This window comes from Rathayibacter sp. AY1D9 (genome assembly GCF_002932395.1).
GTDB lineage: Bacteria > Actinomycetota > Actinomycetes > Actinomycetales > Microbacteriaceae > Rathayibacter.
Genome location: NZ_PSVQ01000007.1, coordinates 70,926 through 90,586, shown reverse-complemented (window position 1 = coordinate 90,586; position 19,661 = coordinate 70,926). Strand labels below are relative to the sequence as shown.

Sequence of the window (19,661 nt, the reverse complement as noted above, 5' to 3'; positions counted from 1 at the left end):
CGCTGCGGCGGACACGCCCTCGAACGCGAGCTGCGCCCACGCGGCGGTGCGGTCCGCGACGCTCAGCTCGGCGCGCTGGTCGTTCTCGATGATCTGCTGCACGATCCGGTCCGCGGTCGTCTCGTCGCCCTCCACGACGTAGACGGGGATGGTGGCGACTCCGGCCTCGCGGGCGGCGAGGGTGCGGCGCTGTCCGGCGCGGACGATGACGTTGCCGTGCTCGTCGCGGCGGGCGAGGACCGGGGTGATGACTCCGTTCTCGCGGATCGACGCGATGAAGTCCTTGGTGATCGGGGCGCTGGTGCGGACGTTCGCCTCGATCACGAGGACGGTCGGGTCGATGTGCTGAACGGTCCCGGTTCCGGTGGTGATAGTCACGATGGTTTCTCCTCAATCGGTGTGCGACCATGAAGGTGACAAGTCCCGTGGTTCTAGACCAACTACGGGGCTTTTGTCGTCTTCCTGATCGTTTTTCTTTGCCTCTCCGGCGAGTGAAAACCAATTGAGTGGAGTCGGCGGAGTGACGCCGATCCCGGGCGAAACAAGCCCGAAGGGCGCGTCCGGGATCGGTGGCACGCAGCCGATGGAGCGAGATAGGTTGAAACCGCGGAGAGGTGAAGAAAACCTAGAAACGCGCCGCGCAGCGGCTCCCGCCGGCGGTGCTCCGTCACCGCTGCGCGAGCGCAGCTCGCGCCCCCGACCGGGGAGACGGGTGTGGCCTTCGCCGTATACGCGACCGCGGTTCCGTCCAGCGCGAGACTGCGGCCTGTGGCACTGTGTGCAGATGATGATGTGGCGTGAGACGGCATCAGCCGAAGCGCAAGAGGATCTCGACGGCCTGCTCGATCTGACGATGACTCGCGCCGTTGAGGCTCTCGGAAAGCGCGGTGAGCTGGGCCCGTTCTCCGCCTCGATCGACACCGACGGGCGCAGCGTTCTGAGCATGGTGGGGCCGGAGCCGGGTCGCGGGAACAACTCGTCCCAGGCGGACCTCGACGAGCTCCGGCGTGCGAGCAGAGAGAACCGGCAGTCGTTACGGGCGGTCGCGTACGTCAGCGTGGTCACGATCAGCGGGAGCGGTGATGCCATCCGAGTCGAGTCGGAACATCGGGAGGGCATCGCGCTGGTGGTCCTGGTTCCCTACACCCGGCTTCGTCTTCGCAAGCAACTGAAACTCGGCGAGATGCGCCTGCAGGCCGGCGTAGTCGACATCTGGGCGCCGGAGGTCTGACTTCCTCGCGACCGATGACCACGCATGACCGCGTGTCCCACGAGGAACGCGATGCCGAGCGTGAGCCAGGCCAGCAACCAGGCGAGCAAAGGACCTGCCGCGTAGCGGCTCCCGCCGGCGGTGCTCCGTCACCGCTGCGCGTGCGGAGCTCGCGTCCCGCCTCCGGCGGAACACGGGGGAGCGCGAGGGGATCGCCCCTCGTGGCCGGCCCGAAGGCCGGCCCCTCCCCCGCGCTACTCGGCGGGCGTCAGGAACGCGATCAACGCGGCGGCCTCGGCGGTACCGTCGTCGTAGACAGGCATCCCGCCGGGTCCGCACTCCCCCGGCAGTCCGAGCGTATTGCGGGTGTGCGCGAGGATCTCCGCGTCGGTCGCGGTGGCGTTCTCCGGGTCCTCGTCGCGGCTGGTCGCGAGGATGAGGGCGAGCTGGTCGGCGCTTGCGCGGCCGGTGTCGGTGCGGGTCATGGTGTGGTCCTCTCAGCGGTTCAGGAACGGGGCGACGCGGCGGATCGCTGCGCGGCGGGCGTGGGCGACGCAGTGGCGGAACGAGCCGCTGGTGATGCCGTGCAGCTGGTCGGAGTGCCACGCCTCCCAGACCCCGGACTTGCGGCGGGTGACGTGTACCGAGGGCGTCGTCTTGGGGTCGGTGCCCACGACGCGGACGTCGACCGCGCGGGTTTTCGCGAGCGTGAGGTAGGTCTTCGCGGTGGTCTGCAAGTCGGTGGCGGTCTGCATGGTGTGGGTGCTCCCTCTGGCTGATCGTTTTTCTTTGCCTCTCCGGCGGGGAAAACCGTTTGAGTGGAGGCGGCGTAGTGACGCCGATAGCGGGCGAAATAAGCCCGCAGGGCGCGTCCGCTCTCGGTGGCACGGAGCCGGTGGAGCGAAATAGGTTGAAACCGCGGAGAGGTGAAGAAAACGGGTGGAACGGGCCACATCGCGGCCTCCCCTCGGCGGCGCTCCGTCACCGCTGCGCGAGTGCAGCTCGCGCCCCGGACCGGGATCACGCCCTGAAGAACGACAATTGCCGATTAGGGTCGAATCTGTCGTTTATATACGCCCCTGCATTGAGGTCAAGGCCTGGGTCATCGATACGTGCCTCTGTTACGAAGTATGCGGACACATACTTTTCGACGACCGGAGCCCCGCATGCTCGCCACCGCACGACCTCAGACGCGAGCCACCGCTCCTGCCGTACTGCTCGATCACGGGACCCTGCCCGCGTTGCCGATGGACTCGGACCGGGTGCTCGTCATCCGCGCCGCGTCGGGCGATGACCGCGCGTTCGCGGCGATCGTGAACCGCTACTCGCGTCTGCTGCGAGCGATCGCGTCGCGAACCCTCGGAAGCTCCGCCGACGTCGATGACGTGGTGCAGGAGACGTTCCTCGCCGCATGGACGCACATCGACAACGTGATCGACGGGGACACGATCGCCGGCTGGCTGGCGACCACGACCCGCCGGCGCAGCATCGACCGCCTCCGCGCGCCCGCATCCGCGCGCCGGTCGGAGCTGAACGAGGAACTGCCGGCGCTCGAAAAGGACGACCCCGAAGCCGCCGGCCGATGCGCCGTTCTCGCGGCGGACGCTCGGCGGGTGCTCGAGAAGCTGCCGGTGCTGCAGCGTCGCTGCTGGGAGCTGCGGCAGCTGCACGAGCTCAGCTACGACGAGATCGCTCTCGACCTCGACCTAACCCCAGCTGCTGTGCGCGGGCTCCTCGCTCGTGCTCGACTGCTGATGGCAAGCGAACTCGCCCACTGGCGCTGACCAGCGCGAGGAACGAACACAGCCGCTCCCCCGAGCGACCGCTTCAGGGGGGGAGTGTGAGGGGATCGCCCCTCACGGGCCGGTGACGCCAACCCACTTGCTCGAGCGAGTCGTATCGGCGCAGTGCGCGGCGATCGCGGAAGTGCGCGCGTCGATTCCGGAGGATCACGTCATCCTCTACGTGCTCCGGATCGCGGACGGCTCGAGTAGAGCACCGGGCGGCTCCAAGCCACTAGCGTTGCCATCCAGTCCTGAAGGTGATGGTTCCGTGATGGCAACAGCGTTGAAGCTCGTCGGGAAGTCAGTAGCGTTCGTCGCCCGCGTCGTGGGTGCGGCGGTGTCCGCCGGACTGGCCTCACTCGGTGTGGGCAGTTATCAGCAGCCAAATCCGGGGCCGCCGCCCTCGACCACGGACAATCGCGAATATCGCCCGTAGAAGAAGATCATCGCGGTGACGTCGGCCTCGGCGATCGCGGAAGTGCGCGCGGCGATTCCGGAGGATCACGTCATCCTCTCCGCGCTCCGGATCGCGGACGTCTCGGAGTAGGGGCTCAGGCCGTCCCGGCGAGGAGTGCGACGGCCGCTGCGGAGAAGAGAACAACGGCAGCCAGGAGAGCGCCGCGGGCCCGAGCGCGCTTGTCGACCGCGACCTCGGACACTTGCGCGGAGTGGATCTCGGAGTCGCGATAAAGCGGCACGATACCGGCGACGACGAGCGCGGCACCTGTCACGGCCAGCAGCAGAGCGATCCCGTCCCACATGCCGACCAACTTACTCAGCCGCGGGGGCGGCGCTGCGGCGGGGTGCGCGCTGGGTGGTTGTGGTGACGACGGCGGTCGCGCGGGTGAGGTTGGGGCCAATGGCGTCGGCTTCGAGGACGCGGCCGGTGCGGCGGTTCTCGCCTTCGCCCCAGGCGACGGTGCGCTCGTAGCCGACGACGATCACGCCGTCTCCCTTGTGGAGGGAGGCGAGCACGTGCTCGCCCAGTTCGAACTTCGCTTCCACGTAGTGCGTGGTCGGGGCGTCGTGCGGGGTCCACTCCCCCGCGCGGTATTCGCCGGTGTTCTCGATGACGCGCAGCTTCACGATCTGCACGCGGCCCGCCTGCACGGCCTCGGGGTCGGCGGCGAGGTTGCCGGTGATGGTCCTGGTGCTCATCTGACGTCTCCTGCTCGTGCGGTTGGTGGGTCCCGTCGACGTCGACGGGTTCTCGGCCGCGGCCGCGGCCGCCGGGGTGTCGGTGGCGGGTGTCTCGATGCCCCAGGACGCCAGAGCGTCGCGGCGGGTGACTTCCACGGGCGGCTCGGACAGCGCTCTGCGCTGTTCGAGCTCGGCGCGCGTGACGGTGAGGGCGGGGACGCGGCGCTCGTCGCCGTAGGCGAGGCGGTAGAGCCGGTCGGCCTCGTTCTCCAGCCAGTCGACTTCGCCTTGCCGGTCGGCCTGTCCGGCGAGGTACCCGGCCCGGTAGTCGTCGCCAGTGACGTTCGGGCCGGTCATGCGGCGTGCTTCTCGATGAGGTCGGGGCGAAAGCCCGACCAGTGGTCCTGGTCGCTCGCGACGACCACGGGGGCGGCGGAATAGCCCAGCTCCTCCGTGACGTACGCGAGCGCTGCGGGGTTGGTGGTGATGTCGACGGTGGTGTACTCGATGCCCTTCTTCTCGAGCACCCGGTAGGTCATGGTGCACTGCACGCACGACGGCTTCGAGTAGACAATCAGGCCAAGTTGCTTCTGCTGCATCATCTCGATTCTCCCGACTTGACGTCTGTCACTGCTGAGTCTGACTGATCGTTTTTGTTTGCCTCTCCGGCGGGTAGATCCGTTCGAGCGGAGACGGCGAAGTGCCGCGGATCCCTGGCGGTACAAGGGAGCACGCGACCGCGTCGGGGATCCGTGGCACGCAGCCGGCGAAGCGAATTAGGGTCGGACCGCGGAGAGGTGAACAAGGCCGCTCCAAGCTCGGTCGCGAAGCGGCTCCATCGTGCGGCGCTCCGTCGCCGTCGCGGCAGCGCCCGGAACCGGGATTCACGGGGGAGCCGAGGGGGCTCGCCCCCTCGGAATGGCGAGATGAGCGCCGCGTGGCTCGGAATCGCTTCGAACAGCCGATTGACTCCTACGTCTGCGTGTCGTCACCGCCACGTTATGATGCATTTGATGCAACTTTGTTGCAGTCAGATCGGGTGGTGTGGTGATGGATCGAACGCTTCGGGCGTTGGCGCCGGTGACGTTGATCGCGCCGGAGCAGCAGACGTTCCAGGAGATGTTGACGGGGTGGGAGCGGCAGATGCGCGCTCGCGGTCTGGACGTGGTTACCGTTTCCAGCCGTCTCGGGTTGATTCGTCGTCTGCGGCTGTTCCTTGATGACTATCCGTGGAACTGGCGTGCGGCAGATGTCGAGGAGTTCACTGCGTCGCTGTTGTCGGGTCCGAAGCCGCTCGCGAAGTCGACGATCCGCAGCTATCACCTGATGATCCGCGGGTTCTCGGCGTTCATCACCGATCCCCGCTACGACTGGCCGGTGGTCTGTGAGGAGCGGTTCGGCACGCACCCGGTGCAGGTCTGTCACGACTGGAACACCCACGCTCACGTTGCCGAGTTCGAGGCGCGGCCCGCGCGGCGCCCGTTCAGCTACGACGAGCTCGAGGTCTTCTTCGCCCACGTGGACGCGGAGATCGACCGGATCACTGAGCAGGGTAAGAAGGGCGCGTTGGGGGCTCTGCGGGATGCGCAGATGTTGAAGACCATCTACGCGTTCGGTCTGCGCCGTAATGAAGCGCGGATGCTGGACGTGACCGATCTGCATCCGAACCCAGAAGCACCCGCATGGGGGACCTACGGGATGGTGCATGTCCGTCACGGGAAGTCCCGACGCGGCGGTCCTGCCCGCCGTCGCTCGGTGCTCGCGGTTCCGGAGTTCGAGTGGGCGATCCACGGCCTTCGCCAGTGGGTGGAGCAGGCGCGGCCTCTCTATGGCGAGACGGACAGCTCAGCGGTCTGGTTGACGGAACGCAGAGCCCGAGTCTCGGTCCGCCACCTGGACTCTCGGTTCGCGGTGCTGCGCGAGGGCGCGGGGCTCGATCCGGCGCTCACCCTGCACAGCCTGCGCCACTCATACGTCACGCATCTGATCGAGTTCGGGTACCCCGAGCGCTTCGTTCAGGAGCAGGTCGGCCACGCCTACTCGTCGACAACGGCGCTCTACACCTCGGTCAGCAACGACTACAAGAATCGGATCCTGGCGCGCGCGCTAGCGAACGTCTATCAGGAGGAGAGCACGCGATGACCGCAATCGAGATGACATGGAACCTCCGCCAGCTGATGGCTCAGAAGGGTCTGTTCAAGACGACGGATCTGGTGCCTCTGCTGAGCGAGCGGGGAGTCCAACTCTCCCGCGAGCAGATCTATCGCCTGGTGACCTCCAAGCCGGCACGGCTGAACATGGATGTGTTCGGAGCGCTCTGCGACATCCTCGACTGCAGCCCGGCGGAGCTGGTCACCTTCACCAAGACCGGGACCGTGACACAGGTCGCTGCAACCGCTGCCGGGCGCCGCAAGGGACCCTCGATCGGGGATCTACGCCCCATTCCGGCGACCATCCGCCGCGCGGACTGACACGCCTCGGTGACGCCCCCACGTAGCGACCAAGTCACCGTGTTGGTCGAGCGTCTGCACCGATCCTGCGATGTCTTCATGACCCTGACGGTCGCCGAGGTCAAGGAGTTGGTGGAGCGGTACGTGCCGACGTCGAACAGTCAGACGCGGCTGCGGCACTACGTTCAGGGCCGTCCCGATTTTGCAGTGTCGGGTGACGCTTTCATGCCGCGCGTCGCGCAGCGCTTTCTGCACGACCTCACTCGTGACGGGCTGGTGCAGGTCGTGCTTCCGCGGTGCCTGAGTTGTGGCGATGCCCGGCTGCTGACGAAGACGCTCGCCGACGGGAGACGGGTCTGCGGTCGCTGCGAAGGCGCCGCGGGCCGACGCGAGTGCGCTGGCTGCGGTCGACACCGCACGATCATGGCCCGCGCAGCCGAGGGCGGCATCTGCTCGAGCTGCTGGCGTCACCGGCCAGAGGCGCGCAAGATCTGCAGCCGCTGCAACCGTCCCGGACTGATCCAGGAACGCACGATCGACGGGCCTGTCTGTGCCCGCTGCGCCACAGGGACCGTGCTGCCCTGCAGCAGCTGCGGGCAGACCGCGAAGATCACCGGCTACCTCCTCGGCGGAGCGCACTGCCTGCGCTGCTACAACCAGATCCGACGCGTCCCTCTCCCCTGCCGGACCTGCGGCCAGTCGCGCATCATCGCCTACCTCGACACCGCGGGTCAGCCGTGCTGCGCCAGCTGCGCAGGAGTCCCTGCTCGGTTCGGCTGCCGCGACTGCGGCGGGGAGACGGACCTCATCGGACGCCTCTGCGCGCCCTGCGCTGTCCGGGTCCGCAGCTTGACGTTGATCACGCGCGACGACGGAACCATCAACGAGGTGTTCCAGCCGCTGCGCGACTACCTCCTCGCCTCACACCGCAGCCACACCCTCGCCGCCTGGACCACACGAAGCGCCAGCGCGACCCTCATCCGAGATTTCGTCAATGACCGCCTCGCCCTCAACCACGACAGTCTCGATCGCGCCACACCCAGACGAGCAGTCGACCACGTCCGAGATCTGCTGGTCGCGGTCGGGTTGCTGCCCGGCCGCGACGAACGCCTCGTCCGCGCCGAGCGGCGCGTCGACGCGGCGATAGCCGCGGCATCCGCCGAGCACCGGCCACTGCTGCGCCGCTATGCCACCTGGGAGATCATCAACGACCTGCGCAGACGCGCCGCGCGATCGCCGTTGAGCATCTCCGCGGCAAGCCGAGCTCGTCAGAAGATCGAGGCCGCCGACCTCTTCCTCCGCCACCTCGCGCACTCCAACACCGACCTCGGATCGGTGCGTCAAGCGCAGCTGGAGCAGTTCGTCCTCGATGAGCACATGGACCAGAACGCCCTCAGTGCGTTCCTAAGGTGGGCACACGGCGCCCGCCTCCTCGGCGATGTCGAGCTGGTCATCCGCCAGCCCGCCACACCCAGCCCGGGCCATACCCAGACCGAACTCCTCGCCGCGATCACCACGCTCTGCGAGGACGAAAGCATCCCGCTCCGTGCCCGAGTCGCGGGCCTGCTCGTCGCCCTCTTCGGGCAACGCTTGACCCACCTGGTCACCCTTACCCGCGCCCAGATCGACGTCAGCGAACTCCACAACAGCGTCTCAATCCGACTGGGAGACGAACCCGTCCGGCTCCCGCCGGTCCTGGCGCAGCTCACGCTCGAACTCCGAGATGCTCCCCGCCCCTGGCCCGAAGAGCCCGAACAAGGATGGCTGTTCCCCTCGATGAAAGCCGGACAGCCGGTGCAGCCGTCCACCCTCGGATCCGAGCTGAAACGGCACAGCTTCAGCGCTACACGACTGCGCAGCGCAGCCCGCTTCAACCTCGCCGGCAAGATCCCGCTCGGCCCCCTCGAGGAACTCACCGGCATCGGAGCCCAATCGCTCAACCGGTGGGCCACCACCGCCCAACGAGACTGGTCGGCCTACATCCCACTCCGAACAGAGCTGCAGTCTGAACCGATGGATGCACCGCACGGTGTGGCTGAAGGTACGGCCGAGCCGGAGGGTCGCGCTCAAGAGCGCGACAGACCGTAGTGGGCTGGAGCGAGCCGGCGACTTTCGGCTTTCTGTGGCGGCATCCTGATGCCGCTCCGTGTCGCGTCTAGTCGAGGAGCTCCGTCCGGATTCGAGCAGCGACGGCCTCGCGGAGGGGGCGGACGTTCTCGGCGCTCCAGTCGGTCGGGTCGGGGAACTTCCACTCCAGGAACCGGCCGGTGGGAGTCGCGGGGAGAGCGAGGCCGGGCTTCATCGCGACGACGATGTCGGCGGTCTCGAGGTCCTCGACCGTGACGGCGCGAGGGGTGCGGTCGCTGATGTCCAGGCCGAGTTCGGCGACGGTCGCCGCGATCGCAGGGTTCACCGTGTCGGCGGGCGAGAGGCCGGCGGAGGTGGCGGTGAAGCGGTCCCCGGCGAGGACTTCGAGCAGGCCTGCGCCGAGCTGGGAGCGGCCGGCGTTGTGCTGGCAGAGGAAGAGGACGGTGGGCTTCTCGGTCATGCGGGGATGCTGCTTCCGGTAGTGGTGCGGGTCCAGGTCTGGGTGGCGATCTGCACGGCATCCCACGGGGAGCCGAGCGGGGGTGTGTACGAGAGGTCGAGGTCGGAGACCTGCTCGACGGTGAGCCCGGCGAACAGGGCGGTCGCGTAGGTATCGACGCGCTTCGCCGTCTCGGTGCCCAGGCGGCCGACGAGCTGCGCGCCGAGCAGCCGACCGTCGCGGGTGTCGCCGGTGATGCGGATCGTGATGGGCTGCGCGCCCGGGTAGTAGCGCTTGTGGTCGTCCGCGACCGCGGTCGTCGTCGCCGGAGAGAAACCGGCGGCGAGGGCCTCGTGCTCGCGCAGGCCAGTACGGGAGGCGACGAGATCGAAGACCTTCACGACCTGCGTGCCGACGGAGCCGGCGAACCGGGCATCGCCGCCAAGGGCGTTCTCGCCCGCGACCCGGCCCTGCTTGTGCGCGGTCGTGCCCAGCGGCAGGTAGGTGCTGCCGAGCAGGCGATGGTGCGTGGTCACTCCGTCGCCCGCGGCGAACACGTGCGGGAGGCCGGTGCGCATCGCCTCGTCCACGACGACGGCGCGGCCGGCGCCCAGGGACGCTCCCGCGCGGGCGAGCAGGTCGGTGTTCGGCTTCACTCCGACGACCAGGAGCACGACGTCGGCGGTGCGGGTGAGGGGTGTGCCGTCGTGGTCGGCGTGCACGGCGAGGCCGGTCGCGGTCTTCTCGATCGAAGCGACAGTCGCGCGGGTGAGGACCTCCACGCCGCGCTCGGTCAGCTCGGTGTGGACGAGGGCGCCGAGTTCGGGATCGAGAGTGGAGAGCACCTCCGGGCCGCGCTGGAGCTGCGTGACCTGGAGGCCTCGGACGGTGAGGGCTTCGGCCATCTCGAGGCCGACGTAGCCGGCGCCGACGATGATCGCGGTCTGCGGGTCGCGGCTGTCGAGGTACCGCTCGAGCGCGAAGGTATCGCCCATTGAGTGCAGCACGTGCACCCCGTCGTCCGGCCCCAGCTCGTCCAATCCGGCGATGCCGGCGGAGGAGGCGAGGGCGCCGGTGCCGACGATCAGCTCGTCGTACCCGATCCGGTCAAGTGTGCCGTCGGGGGTGCGGACGGTGAGCTGCTGTCCGGCGACGTCGATGTCGGTCGCGAAGGTGTCCAGGCGCAGGGTCATGCCGGTGGCCTCGAGGTCGGCGTGGGTGCGGTGCGCGAGCGATTGCCAGGGCTGGACCTCGCGGGAGAAGTAGTACGGGATCCCGCAGATGGAGAAGTTCGGGTAGGAGTCGGCGACGACGACGGTCACGTCGACGGACGGGTCGAGCTCGCGGGCGCGCAGCGCGGCGGAGATCCCCGCGTCGCTGCCGCCGATGGCGACGAGATGCATCAGAAGGCCTTTCGGATCAAACGTGCGAGGAGGTCGAGGCGGCCGGGACCACGAGGTCCCCGGCGGCCCGGGCGGCGCCCGGGAAGAGAAACACGGCGATGCCGACGCCGATCGCGGCACCGACAAGCTGCGCGCCGATGAAGGGCAGGACGGAGGTGGGGGCGATGCCGGCGAAGGTGTCGGTGAAGACGCGGCCGAGGGTCACGGCGGGGTTCGCGAACGAGGTCGAGGACGTGAACCAGTACGCCGCACCGATGTACGCGCCGACCGCGGCCGCCGCGAGCGGGCCGCGGTTCGTGCGGGCGAGGGAGAGGATCACGAGGACCAGGCCCGCAGTGGCGACGACCTCCCCGAGCAGGTGCCCGGCGGTGACTCGCTCCGTCGTCGCGATCGAGGACGGGATTTCGAACATCGCGTTCGCGAGGACCGCGCCGCCGATGCCTCCGAGCAGCTGCGCGCCCACGAACACTGCCAGCTCCCGCCCCAGCAGGCCGGTACGGTCGCGACGACCGAGCAGCGCGTCGACGGCGGAGACGAGCGGGTTGAAGTGCGCCCCCGACACCGGGCCGAAGACGAGGATCAGCACCGCCAGTCCCAGCGCGGTCGCGAGGGAGTTCTCCAGCAGTTGCAAGCCGACGTCGTCCGGGGAGAGCGACTGGGCGGCGATGCCGGAACCGACGACGATCGCCACGAGCAGACCGGTGCCGAGGAACTCGGCCACGGCCCGACGAGCGAGCGAAGGAGGGGAAGTGGTGTCCATGTCGTCGGCCATCTTGACCGCTCGCAATCACTCAGTCAAGATTGAGTCAATGAACACCGAGCGAACCGAACTGGAAGCGCGCGCCGCCCGGCACGCAGCCCTCAGCGACCCCGCGCGGCTGCGGATCACGGACCTCCTCACCCTCGGAGACCTCGCGCCGCGGGAGCTGCAGGACCGCCTCGGCATGCCCTCGAACCTCGTCGCGCACCACCTCGCCGTCCTCGAGCGCGAGGGCATGATCCTTCGTCGCCGCTCGGAGGCGGACCGGCGCCGCAGCTACGTCCACCTGATCCCCGGGGCGTTCGACCAGCTCGGGCCCTCGACCACCGCGGCCGCGCGGCGGGTGCTGTTCGTGTGTACCGCGAACTCCGCCCGCTCCCAGCTCGCCGCGCAGCTCTGGGCGCAGCGCAGCTCGATCCCCGTGGCATCCGCCGGCACGCACCCCGCCGCGGCGATCGCGGCTGGCGCCATCACGACTGCCGAGCGGCACGGCCTGACGCTGACAGGGAATGCTCCGCAGCAGTTCGCGGACGTCGCCGCCGACACCGACCTCGTGATCACTGTCTGCGACGCCGCGCACGAGGAGCTCGGCTCGGAGGTGCTGCACTGGTCGATCCCCGACCCGGTGCCTGCCGGCACGGACGCCGCGTTCGATGCCGCCTACGACGAGCTCGCCGCGCGCGTCGACGCCCTTGCGGCGAGGGTCACGGCCGCCTGATCAGACGCGGGTGAGCATCCCCGCGAGAGAGTCGAGCGCGCCGGGAACGAGGGAGAAGTACGCCCACGTGCCGCGCTTCTCGCGGGCCAGGATCCCGGCGTCCACGAGGATCTTCAAGTGGTGCGACACCGTGGGCTGGCTCAGCCCGACCGGCTCCGTGAAGTCGCACACGCACACCTCGCCCGAGCTGCTCGACGCGACGATCGACACCAGGCGGAGCCTCGCCGGATCTGCCATCGCCTTCAGCGCCCGGGCCAGTAGCTCTGCGCCCTCGGCACTCAGCGGCTCGCGCGCGAGCGGCGCGCAGCACTCAGCCGCCGCCGCGGTGGGAGTCAGCTCGATCGTCGCCATGCCTCCACCCTCCCACACATTGACAGCCATCGATATAGCGGGGCAGACTCGATCCATCGATGGCCGTCGATGTTGAGGAGTGCACCTGTGACCATGCTGCTGACCGTCCCGCCCCGCACCGACGAGCGCCGCCTCACCGGCCTGCCCGTCGCCGTCATCGGCGCCGGCCCTGTCGGCCTGGCCGCTGCCGCGCAGCTGCTCGAGCGGGGCCTGGACGTCATCGTCTACGAGGCCGGCGAGAGCGCCGGAGCCGCGGTGCAGCAGTGGGGCCACACCCGACTGTTCTCCCCGTGGGAGTACCTGGTCGATGCTGCCGCCGGACGCCTGCTCGACGCCGCCGGCTGGGAGGCGCCCGCCGCGAAGAAGCTGCCCACCGGGCACGAGTTCGTCCGCGATTACCTCGCCCCGCTCGCCGCGACCCCGCAGCTCGCCCCCGTCATCCGCTACCGCTCCCGCGTCACGGCCGTGACCCGCGAGGGCATGGACCGCACCCGCTCCACCGGCCGCGCCGCCACTCCGTTCCTGCTGCGCCTGGACGCCCCGGAAGGCGCCGTCGACGTCACCGCCCGCGCCGTCATCGACACCTCCGGCACCTACTCGACCCCCAACGCCCTCGCCTCCGCTGGCCTCGACCCCATCGGCGCCGCCGACGTCGCGGAGCACCTCAGCCACGCACTGCCGGACGTGCTCGGCGCCGACCGCGCCCGCTTCGCCGGGAAAAGCGTCCTCGTCGTCGGCGCCGGCCACTCCGCCGCGAACACCCTCATCAAGCTCGCCCGACTCGCCCGCGAGGAACCGGGCACGAGGATCACGTGGGCGATTCGCGGTATCAGCCCGCTGCGCGTTTTCGGCTCTGGCGATGACGAGCTGGAGGAGCGCGGCAAGCTCGGCGGCACCGTCCACCAGCTCGTCCGCGACGGCGCGATCACCCTCTTGGACCGCTTCGAGATCGACCGCCTCGAGAAGACCACCACCGGCCGCGTCGCTGTGAGGGGACGCCGCCGGAAGGAACGCGAGAGCATCGAGGCCGACGTCGTCGTGCAGGCCACCGGGTTCCGGCCCGACCTCGACATGCTGCGCGAGATCCGCGTCTCCCTGGACGAAATCGTGGAAGCACCCCGCGCCCTCGCGACCCTCATCGACCCCAACCTGCACTCCTGCGGCACCGTCGACCCGCACGGCGTCGCCGAACTCGCCCACCCCGAACCGAACTTCTTCATCGCCGGCATGAAGTCCTACGGCCGCGCCCCGACCTTCCTCCTCGTCACCGGCTACGAGCAGGTCCGCTCGATCGCGGACGAGCTCGCGGGCGACCACGCCGCCGCCCGACGCGTCCAGCTCGTGCTCCCCGAGACCGGCGTCTGCTCCACCGACATCGGATCCGCTGGAGGAAGCTGCTGCTCATGATCGCGATCCGGGCGATGCTCCCCGAGGACTGGGCGGCGGTCGAGGCGATCTACCGCGAGGGCATCGCGACCGGGCACGCCACCTTCGAGGCCGAACCGCCGACCTGGGAGACGTTTGACGCGGGGAAGCTCGACGTCGGGCGCCTGGTCGCCGTCGACGGCGACCGTGTCCTCGGATGGGCGGCGCTCTCCCCCGTGTCGAGCCGACCCGTCTACCGGGGAGTGGTCGAGCACTCCGTCTACATCGCCGCCGCCGCCTGCGGCCGCGGCATCGGCGCAGCGCTCCTACAGGCACTCATCGATGCAGCGGACGCCGCCGAACTCTGGACGATCCAGTCGAGCATCTTCCCCGAGAACACCGCCAGCCTCGCCCTCCATGACCGAGCCGGATTCCGCCGCGTCGGCACCCGCGAACGCATCGCCCTAATGGCGTACGGACCCGCAGACGGCACCTGGCGCGACACGATCCTCATCGAACGCCGACGCCGGAATTGACGGACGCGGGATCTGCGGACAAGCAGCGCGGCCCGCGGAGTCAGGCTGGCGCTGGGTGCAGTCGACTGTTGAAGATGCGTCGTCGTCGCCTCCCAATCCGGCGCCGTCGGCGCGGCCGCCGGACAGCTGCTCGTCCTCGTCCCCATCTACGCGGGCTTCCTCGTCGTCATGGCCGCCGCCGGACTGGGCATCGCGCGACTCTTCCGCCTCGAGAACTCCGCGACCCGCGCACTCGTATTCAGCGGCGCGACCCGCAACTCTCTCGTCGTGCTGCCGCTCGCGCTCGCGCTGCCCGCATCACTCGCGCTCGCTCCGGTCGTCGTCGTCACGCAGACCCTCGTGGAGCTCGTGGGCATGGTCGTCTTCGTCCGACTGAGTCCACGGCTCACGCGGGACCGGGCCGGGGCCCTGGCATCGAATGAGGCGGACGCCGGACTTCACTGAGGGTCTGGCTTTCCTGATCGGTCAGGCTTCTTGCGTCGCGGCGGCTCCGGTGCGTCGAGCGCGGATCCTGAGCATCAGAGCGGGGCCCTGGAACACCTCGTTCAGCACCTGACCCATCAGAGCAAGAATTTCTTCCGCATCGAGTTGGTCCGGCGCATCCTCAATATCGCCGTGCGCCATGTCGTTCCCGAAGTACCGCACCTCGTGCGCCTGGTCAGCGATCGAAGGGCGGATCAGTTGCTTATCGCGTAGCGCGTTGATCTTCTTCGACAAGTCGCCGGACGTGATGCCACTGGCTTTCGCCGTCGCCTCGATGACGGTGCGTGCCATGAGGATCGCCGCCATGTAGTTGCCGATGCTGACGCTGGTGTAGGCCTCCTTCGCGGCGCGGGCGATAGCGACAGGAACGTCCTCGATCTCAGGAGCCTCGGCCGCGAGCGGCAGCCAGGCGAGAGCGGTCTCAACCTTTGCGATCGCCCGTGTGATGTAGCTCATGTCTACTGTGTCATCGACGGCAGCTAGGCCGTTATTCGTATCGACACCCATCCCGATGACAAGACCCGAGCAGTTGTCGCATGTGGCAGCGAACCGAAGCTGTGTCGCGTTGCCAGAGATTCGTCCCCATCGAGGAGTCACATGGCTGTACTTCGAGCAGTAGGGACACAGAGTCGAGGCCATGACGTTATTGCACCACAGAGCCGTCACCTCAGGGATCAACAGCAGCGCACCGACGCGAACGGGCCCTCCTGCCCTGTCCTGAAATTCAACCGTTGAACGAGTCAACGCTGGCATCGCCGCCGCTCGCGCGAACGGAACCCAATTCGGTCGGCCCCTGTCGGATCCGGTCGTGATCGCGGACAAACTCGCCATCGCCGCGGACGCGCGAGCGCGTGGCCGGACCGCTGAGGACGCCGCTCGACTCGTCGGCTGGAGTCGAGCGACGCTCTACCGCCATCAGCAGGCTCACGCGGCTCGCGAGAGCGCCGCTCTAGCGACTGATGAGACCGCGCCATAATCCGAACACCGCGCAGAACGAACACAGACCTTGCGCCAGTCGGTGAGCATCAGTCGTCCCAGCGGTCGCCGCGATGCGGGTCGTGCTCGTCGTTGACCGGGGACCAGGCGTGCAGCTCGGCCCACTTCTGGGCGGCGTCGGTGTGTCCGGCCTGGGTGAGGAGGTCGATGATGCCCGTCGCGCGCCAGCACGGCAGCGTCGGAGCGATCGCTTCCGTGACGGCCGGGTCGGAGAGCGTGGCCGCGAAAGCCGCGACGGCCGCCTGGTAGGTCGCCGCCGGGTCGGGCGTGGTCTGCTGCTGCTCGCTCATCGGTGGGTTCCTTCCGGGGTGTGGGCGTCGCCCTCGTCGTCGTCGCTCGCGTGCTCCGCGATCCACAGGTCCGCGGCCTCATCTCGTCCGAATGCTCGCAGGAGTCCGGCCAGCGCGTCGACCTCGGCGCAGCTGAGTCGCACGGCCAGCTCGTCGGCGGTGTCTCCGTGGGAGAACACGGACGCGAACTCGGCCACCGCGCCCCAGAGGGTCGGCTCCTCGGCCGCGGGGCTGGTGGTGATGGTGTCGGACATGGCGTTTGCTCCTCGGTGGTGGTGCGGGTCAGGATTCGGTGCGGGTGAGGGTGTCCACGAACATGACGCCCTCGGGGCCGGGGATCGTGGCGGTGTGTGCCAGCGCCCACCCGTTGCGTGCCAGACCTGAGAGGTCGACGTCGCGCTCGGCGATCCGGCGCAACTGGCTCTGCATCCCGTCCTCGTTTGCGGCCGGGACGAAGGTGCTGACGGTGGTGATCTGCTGCATGTTCTTCCTCTTCCTCATCGTTTTTTTGCCGTGAAGGCGGTTCTCCGCCTGAGCAACCGGAGGGCGCAGTGCAACCCGCAGGGCGGCGGTGGAGAGAGTTTCGGCGCGATGTGAGGGAGCGCAGCGACCGCGTGCCGAAAGTCTCGGAGGAGCCGGTGGCGCAGCCACTTGAACGGAGCCCGTAGGTAGCTACGACCGCAGCGAAGCGGAGGGAGCCGCCGAAGGCTTCACGGCAAAAAAGTGTGTGAGCCCGTAGGGCGACCAACGGCGGCCGGCACCGCCGGCCGAACCTCTGGGCGGCGCTCCGTCGCCGCTGCGCGAGTGCAGCTCGCGCCCCCGGAACGGGGATGCCGGGGAGTGTGAGGGGATTGCCCCTCGCGGGCCGGCTGGAAGGCCGGCCCTCCCCCACCTGCGACCCCTGCATGTGAGACCGAAATCCGACTGCTGGACGCGGCGGATCTGGGGCACACCGAGATCTGATCGTCGCTGAAGGCCGGGGTCCCGCTCCCGGCCTTCGTCATTTCTGGTCCCCACCCGGAAAGGGGCCGCCGCGGAGGGACATCTGCCCGTTCCTGCACGGATGTTCACGGTAACGTCAGCCGACTCCTCAGCGGCGAGGAGGTCGGCGGGAGCTCGTGCCCCCGCCTGCTGCCGCTCGGGGCACTCAGCGAGGACCGACCCAGAGGACGACCATGCGACGACGACACGCCCTGCTCCCTGGAGCGCTCACCGGGCTGCTGCTGGCCTCCGGGCTCGTCGCCGGAGGGCCCGCCGCGGCTCCAGCGGCGGCCGCTCCGGTGGCCCCCGCTCCCGCCGCTCCCGCTCCCGCTCCGGACCGCCCCGTCGCGGCTCCGGACGCCGAGCCCACCGTGATCGAGCCGGAGGCGGACGCGACGACGCAGCAGGCCGCCCTCGCCCTCGACGCCGACTTCGTCGACGTCGAGATCCCGGCGCGCGCCCAGGTGCAGACGCACCGCGTGACGATCGCGCTCGTCGCTCCGCAGGGCACCGTCCCGGGCGGGTACACGACCGCCGACGCCGTCCGCGCCCTCGACATCGTCGACCGGTTCTACTCCCGCGAGACCAGCGGGGCGATCCGCTTCGAGCTCGACCAGGTCGTCGACTGGCAGGTCGTCGACCAGCCGATCGGCTGCACGAACACGGGCGGACTGCAGGACTGGATCGCGCAGAGGACCGGCTGGCAGCGCGGACCGGGCAAGCACCTGGTCGCCATGGTGCCTGAGGGTGACCCGTGCCCGAACTGGGCCAACGGCGAGCAGTCCGGCGATCCCGATGACGGCGGACGCGCGTTCCAGCCCGGACCGGACGCGTACTTCCTCGCGCACGAGCTCGGCCACAACCTCTCGCTGCCGCACGCCTACAGCGTGAACTGCGCCACGACCCGCGACTACGCCTCCATCCCGCTGCCCGCGGACTGCCGCCGCGAGGAGTACGGCAACCGGACCGACGTGATGGGCGGCGCCTGGTCGTTCCTGCCGCTGTCGTCCCCGTCGCTGGCGCGCCTGGGCACGCTGCCGAACACCCGCCAGCCGGTCTGCGGCGCACCCCGCACCACGACGCTCGACACCCTCGGAGCCGGACCCGCCGGCCGGCGTGCGCTCACCTGGAACGACCCGCAGGACACGGGCATCCGCTACTGGGCGCAGTACAACGACCGCGCCGACACGACGTCCGACGGCGGCGCGTACACGAGTCCCTTCCAGGTGCGCCGCGACGTCTCGGGCGTGCAGATCCTGCGCTCGAACCCGGGCCAGCCGTACGCCGGCGACCTGCTCGAGCGTCCGGGCGACGCGAGCGAGGCGAACGAGTTCGTGCTCGCCGGAGAGAGCGCAGTGCTCAACTCCGGCATGTCCGTGCGGGTCGACCGGATCGACGAGCTCACCCGGACCGCGACGGTCACCGTGACCGTGCCGTGCACCGACTACGTCGGCGACATCGCTCCGCTCGCCTCGTCGACGAGCGCTTCGTACACCTCGCCGTGGACCTCGGTCGGAGCGGTCGCCGACGGCGCCGCCTCGACGATCTGGGGCTCCTGGCCCCGGGTCGGAGAGCAGCACGTCGAGCTGCGCTGGCCGAGCGCCGTGACCGTCGACAGCGCCTCGGTGCTGTTCGCGAGCGACGCGGCCGACGCCGACGGACGCGGGCTGATCCCCGCGCGGTCGTGGCGGGTCGAGCACCTGGTCGGCGACGTCTGGACTCCCGTGAGCGGAGCGGCTCCCGGCCGCGAGCGCGACGTGCTGAACCGCGCGACGTTCGCTCCGGTGACCACGACGGCGCTGCGGCTCGTGTTCACGGCGTGGGGAGCCGGCGAGTACGGCGGGTCCACGGGCGTGGCCGAGATCGAGGTGAACGGCATCGCCCTCGCGGCCTCGGCGGGGGCGCGCGGGACGCTGCAGAGCGTGCCGACCGCGACGACGCGCGACCTCGCGCAGTCCGTGCTGGTGCGCGACTCCTCCGGTCGCGCCCTCGCGGGCCGCTCGGTGGGCTTCGCGATCACCGGGCCGGCGGCCTTCGAGAGCGGAGCGACGACCGCCGCGGTGCTGTCGGGCGCCGACGGCGTCGCCGCGCTCCCCCGGATCCGCACCGGCTCCACCGCCGGCACCGTCTCGATCACCGCGCGCGTCGACGGCGTGACGACGGCGCTGGCCGGAGCGAGCGTTGCGCCCGGCGCCTCCGTCACCGCGAAGGCGACCTCGCGGCTGATCCTCGGGAAGGTCGTCGTCACGGTGACGGCGACGAACACCGGCCGCGCGGCCGCCGATCTGACCGTCGTGACGCCCTACGGCACGGCGTCCTCGGCCGCGGTCGCCCCGGGCGCCACGGTGACCAAGGTGTTCCGCACGGGCAAGAGCTCGATCGCCGCCGGCACCGGCACGGTCACGGCCGTCTCGGGCGCCTCGCGCGCGAGCGTCTCGGTGGTCATCCCGCGCGCGTGACCGGGACGGGGGCTGCCCGCCCGCCAGGACGACTCCGTCCGGGCGGGCGGCTGCTGTTGGCGTCGAGGTGACGCGCCCGGCGACGTGCCGCGGCGGAGTGATCGGGGGACACGATGAGGCGGACGACCGCAGGGATCGCACTGGCAGGAGCACTGCTGCTCGCCCTGACGGGATGCGCGGGCGGAGGCGGGACGGTGGGCGAGGTCCG

At 69.7% G+C, this 19,661-nt stretch carries 24 protein-coding genes and 1 pseudogene; 11 read left to right on the top strand and 14 right to left on the bottom strand.

Annotated elements, in window-relative coordinates:
* Nucleotides 1–378: ParB/RepB/Spo0J family partition protein (locus C5C50_RS05390; protein WP_146085865.1), on the bottom strand; the 378-nt coding region annotated here is incomplete at its 3' end.
* A gap of 406 nt (nt 379–784) precedes the next feature.
* Between C5C50_RS05390 and C5C50_RS05385 the strand changes: the two genes are divergently transcribed.
* Nucleotides 785–1,231 carry a hypothetical protein gene (locus C5C50_RS05385; RefSeq protein WP_104288908.1) on the top strand — a complete coding sequence of 149 codons (447 nt, stop codon included), beginning with the start codon at nt 785–787 and terminating at the stop codon, nt 1,229–1,231.
* 233 nt (nt 1,232–1,464) lie between these two features.
* Here C5C50_RS05385 and C5C50_RS05380 read toward each other — a convergent pair whose 3' ends face one another.
* Together C5C50_RS05380 and C5C50_RS05375 are read right to left on the bottom strand one after the other, a co-directional pair.
* A complete protein-coding gene (locus C5C50_RS05380) occupies nt 1,465–1,695 on the bottom strand; it encodes a hypothetical protein (protein ID WP_104273038.1) in 231 nt (76 codons plus the stop codon).
* 12 nt (nt 1,696–1,707) lie between these two features.
* Nucleotides 1,708–1,965, bottom strand: coding sequence for a hypothetical protein (locus tag C5C50_RS05375; RefSeq protein ID WP_104273037.1), 258 nt, complete (start codon nt 1,963–1,965; stop codon nt 1,708–1,710).
* A 411-nt stretch (nt 1,966–2,376) separates the two neighbouring features.
* Here C5C50_RS05375 and C5C50_RS05370 point away from each other — a divergent pair, with 411 nt between their 5' ends.
* Nucleotides 2,377–2,994, top strand: coding sequence for an RNA polymerase sigma factor (locus C5C50_RS05370; RefSeq protein ID WP_104304988.1), 618 nt, complete (start codon nt 2,377–2,379; stop codon nt 2,992–2,994).
* 551 nt (nt 2,995–3,545) lie between these two features.
* On the opposite strand, the gene C5C50_RS05365 is transcribed toward C5C50_RS05370, so the two are convergent.
* Genes C5C50_RS05365 through nrdH form a run of 3 tightly spaced genes read right to left on the bottom strand, consistent with a single transcriptional unit; the run spans nt 3,546 to nt 4,736 of the window.
* Entirely contained in the window at nt 3,546–3,755 is a 210-nt protein-coding gene (locus C5C50_RS05365; RefSeq protein WP_146078828.1) for a hypothetical protein, read from the bottom strand.
* A 10-nt stretch (nt 3,756–3,765) separates the two neighbouring features.
* Complete coding sequence (locus tag C5C50_RS05360; protein WP_104273034.1) at nt 3,766–4,491, bottom strand: single-stranded DNA-binding protein; 726 nt, start codon at nt 4,489–4,491, stop codon at nt 3,766–3,768.
* Nucleotides 4,488–4,736 (bottom strand): glutaredoxin-like protein NrdH, encoded by a 249-nt coding sequence (gene nrdH, locus C5C50_RS05355; RefSeq protein WP_308471830.1) that lies wholly within the window; start codon nt 4,734–4,736, stop codon nt 4,488–4,490. Before nrdH ends, C5C50_RS05360 begins: the two co-directional genes overlap by 4 nt.
* Before the next feature lie 448 nt (nt 4,737–5,184).
* Between nrdH and C5C50_RS05350 the strand changes: the two genes are divergently transcribed.
* The 3 genes from C5C50_RS05350 to C5C50_RS05340 all read left to right on the top strand — a co-directional run bounded on the left by C5C50_RS05350 (nt 5,185) and on the right by C5C50_RS05340 (nt 8,672).
* Entirely contained in the window at nt 5,185–6,276 is a 1,092-nt protein-coding gene (locus C5C50_RS05350) for a tyrosine-type recombinase/integrase (RefSeq protein ID WP_181133897.1), read from the top strand.
* Nucleotides 6,273–6,605: a helix-turn-helix transcriptional regulator gene (locus tag C5C50_RS05345; RefSeq protein ID WP_104273033.1), complete on the top strand. Its 333-nt coding sequence runs from the start codon at nt 6,273–6,275 to the stop codon at nt 6,603–6,605. The genes C5C50_RS05350 and C5C50_RS05345 overlap by 4 nt, the downstream gene beginning before the upstream one ends.
* Before the next feature lie 78 nt (nt 6,606–6,683).
* Nucleotides 6,684–8,672, top strand: a complete 1,989-nt coding sequence (locus tag C5C50_RS05340) for a hypothetical protein (protein WP_181133895.1) — start codon at nt 6,684–6,686, stop codon at nt 8,670–8,672.
* Nucleotides 8,673–8,739: 67 nt separating this feature from the next.
* Here the strand turns inward: C5C50_RS05340 and C5C50_RS05335 are convergent, their stop codons facing one another.
* From C5C50_RS05335 to C5C50_RS05325, 3 genes are read right to left on the bottom strand one after another with little or no spacing between them, the layout of a single operon-like run.
* Complete coding sequence (locus tag C5C50_RS05335; RefSeq protein WP_104273031.1) at nt 8,740–9,132, bottom strand: low molecular weight phosphatase family protein; 393 nt, start codon at nt 9,130–9,132, stop codon at nt 8,740–8,742.
* Nucleotides 9,129–10,514, bottom strand: a complete 1,386-nt coding sequence (locus C5C50_RS05330) for an FAD-dependent oxidoreductase (RefSeq protein ID WP_104273030.1) — start codon at nt 10,512–10,514, stop codon at nt 9,129–9,131. The genes C5C50_RS05335 and C5C50_RS05330 overlap by 4 nt, the downstream gene beginning before the upstream one ends.
* A 16-nt stretch (nt 10,515–10,530) precedes the next feature.
* Nucleotides 10,531–11,274, bottom strand: coding sequence for an MIP/aquaporin family protein (locus C5C50_RS05325; RefSeq protein WP_104273047.1), 744 nt, complete (start codon nt 11,272–11,274; stop codon nt 10,531–10,533).
* Nucleotides 11,275–11,323: 49 nt separating this feature from the next.
* Here C5C50_RS05325 and C5C50_RS05320 point away from each other — a divergent pair, with 49 nt between their 5' ends.
* On the top strand, nt 11,324–11,992 hold the full coding sequence (locus tag C5C50_RS05320) for a helix-turn-helix domain-containing protein (protein ID WP_104273029.1): 669 nt from the start codon (nt 11,324–11,326) through the stop codon (nt 11,990–11,992).
* Here the strand turns inward: C5C50_RS05320 and C5C50_RS05315 are convergent, their stop codons facing one another.
* On the bottom strand, nt 11,993–12,343 hold the full coding sequence (locus tag C5C50_RS05315) for a metalloregulator ArsR/SmtB family transcription factor (protein ID WP_104273028.1): 351 nt from the start codon (nt 12,341–12,343) through the stop codon (nt 11,993–11,995).
* Between the two features lie 93 nt (nt 12,344–12,436).
* Between C5C50_RS05315 and C5C50_RS05310 the strand changes: the two genes are divergently transcribed.
* The 3 genes from C5C50_RS05310 (at nt 12,437) to C5C50_RS05300 (ending at nt 14,688) form a co-directional block, all read left to right on the top strand.
* Complete coding sequence (locus tag C5C50_RS05310; protein ID WP_258067675.1) at nt 12,437–13,750, top strand: NAD(P)-binding domain-containing protein; 1,314 nt, start codon at nt 12,437–12,439, stop codon at nt 13,748–13,750.
* A complete protein-coding gene (locus tag C5C50_RS05305) occupies nt 13,747–14,244 on the top strand; it encodes a GNAT family N-acetyltransferase (protein WP_258067671.1) in 498 nt (165 codons plus the stop codon). Before C5C50_RS05310 ends, C5C50_RS05305 begins: the two co-directional genes overlap by 4 nt.
* Nucleotides 14,245–14,412: 168 nt before the next feature.
* Entirely contained in the window at nt 14,413–14,688 is a 276-nt protein-coding gene (locus tag C5C50_RS05300) for a hypothetical protein (protein WP_219814076.1), read from the top strand.
* 21 nt (nt 14,689–14,709) lie between these two features.
* On the opposite strand, the gene C5C50_RS16895 is transcribed toward C5C50_RS05300, so the two are convergent.
* Nucleotides 14,710–15,183 (bottom strand): DUF4145 domain-containing protein, encoded by a 474-nt coding sequence (locus C5C50_RS16895; RefSeq protein ID WP_181133894.1) that lies wholly within the window; start codon nt 15,181–15,183, stop codon nt 14,710–14,712.
* Between the two features lie 274 nt (nt 15,184–15,457).
* Here C5C50_RS16895 and C5C50_RS17260 point away from each other — a divergent pair.
* Nucleotides 15,458–15,703, top strand: a pseudogene (locus tag C5C50_RS17260) (recombinase family protein); the annotation flags it as partial.
* Nucleotides 15,704–15,752: 49 nt separating this feature from the next.
* Here C5C50_RS17260 and C5C50_RS05285 read toward each other — a convergent pair.
* From C5C50_RS05285 to C5C50_RS05275, 3 genes are read right to left on the bottom strand one after another with little or no spacing between them, the layout of a single operon-like run.
* The gene (locus tag C5C50_RS05285; protein ID WP_104273024.1) at nt 15,753–16,013 is read right to left on the bottom strand and encodes a hypothetical protein; all 261 of its coding nucleotides are present in this window, start codon (nt 16,011–16,013) and stop codon (nt 15,753–15,755) included.
* Entirely contained in the window at nt 16,010–16,267 is a 258-nt protein-coding gene (locus tag C5C50_RS05280; protein WP_056045777.1) for a hypothetical protein, read from the bottom strand. The genes C5C50_RS05285 and C5C50_RS05280 overlap by 4 nt, the downstream gene beginning before the upstream one ends.
* 28 nt (nt 16,268–16,295) lie before the next feature.
* On the bottom strand, nt 16,296–16,496 hold the full coding sequence (locus tag C5C50_RS05275) for a hypothetical protein (protein WP_104273023.1): 201 nt from the start codon (nt 16,494–16,496) through the stop codon (nt 16,296–16,298).
* Nucleotides 16,497–17,188: 692 nt separating this feature from the next.
* On the opposite strand from C5C50_RS05275, the gene C5C50_RS16885 reads away from it, so the two are divergent.
* A complete protein-coding gene (locus C5C50_RS16885) occupies nt 17,189–19,453 on the top strand; it encodes an Ig-like domain-containing protein (protein ID WP_181133892.1) in 2,265 nt (754 codons plus the stop codon).
* Nucleotides 19,454–19,661: the final 208 nt, after the last annotated feature.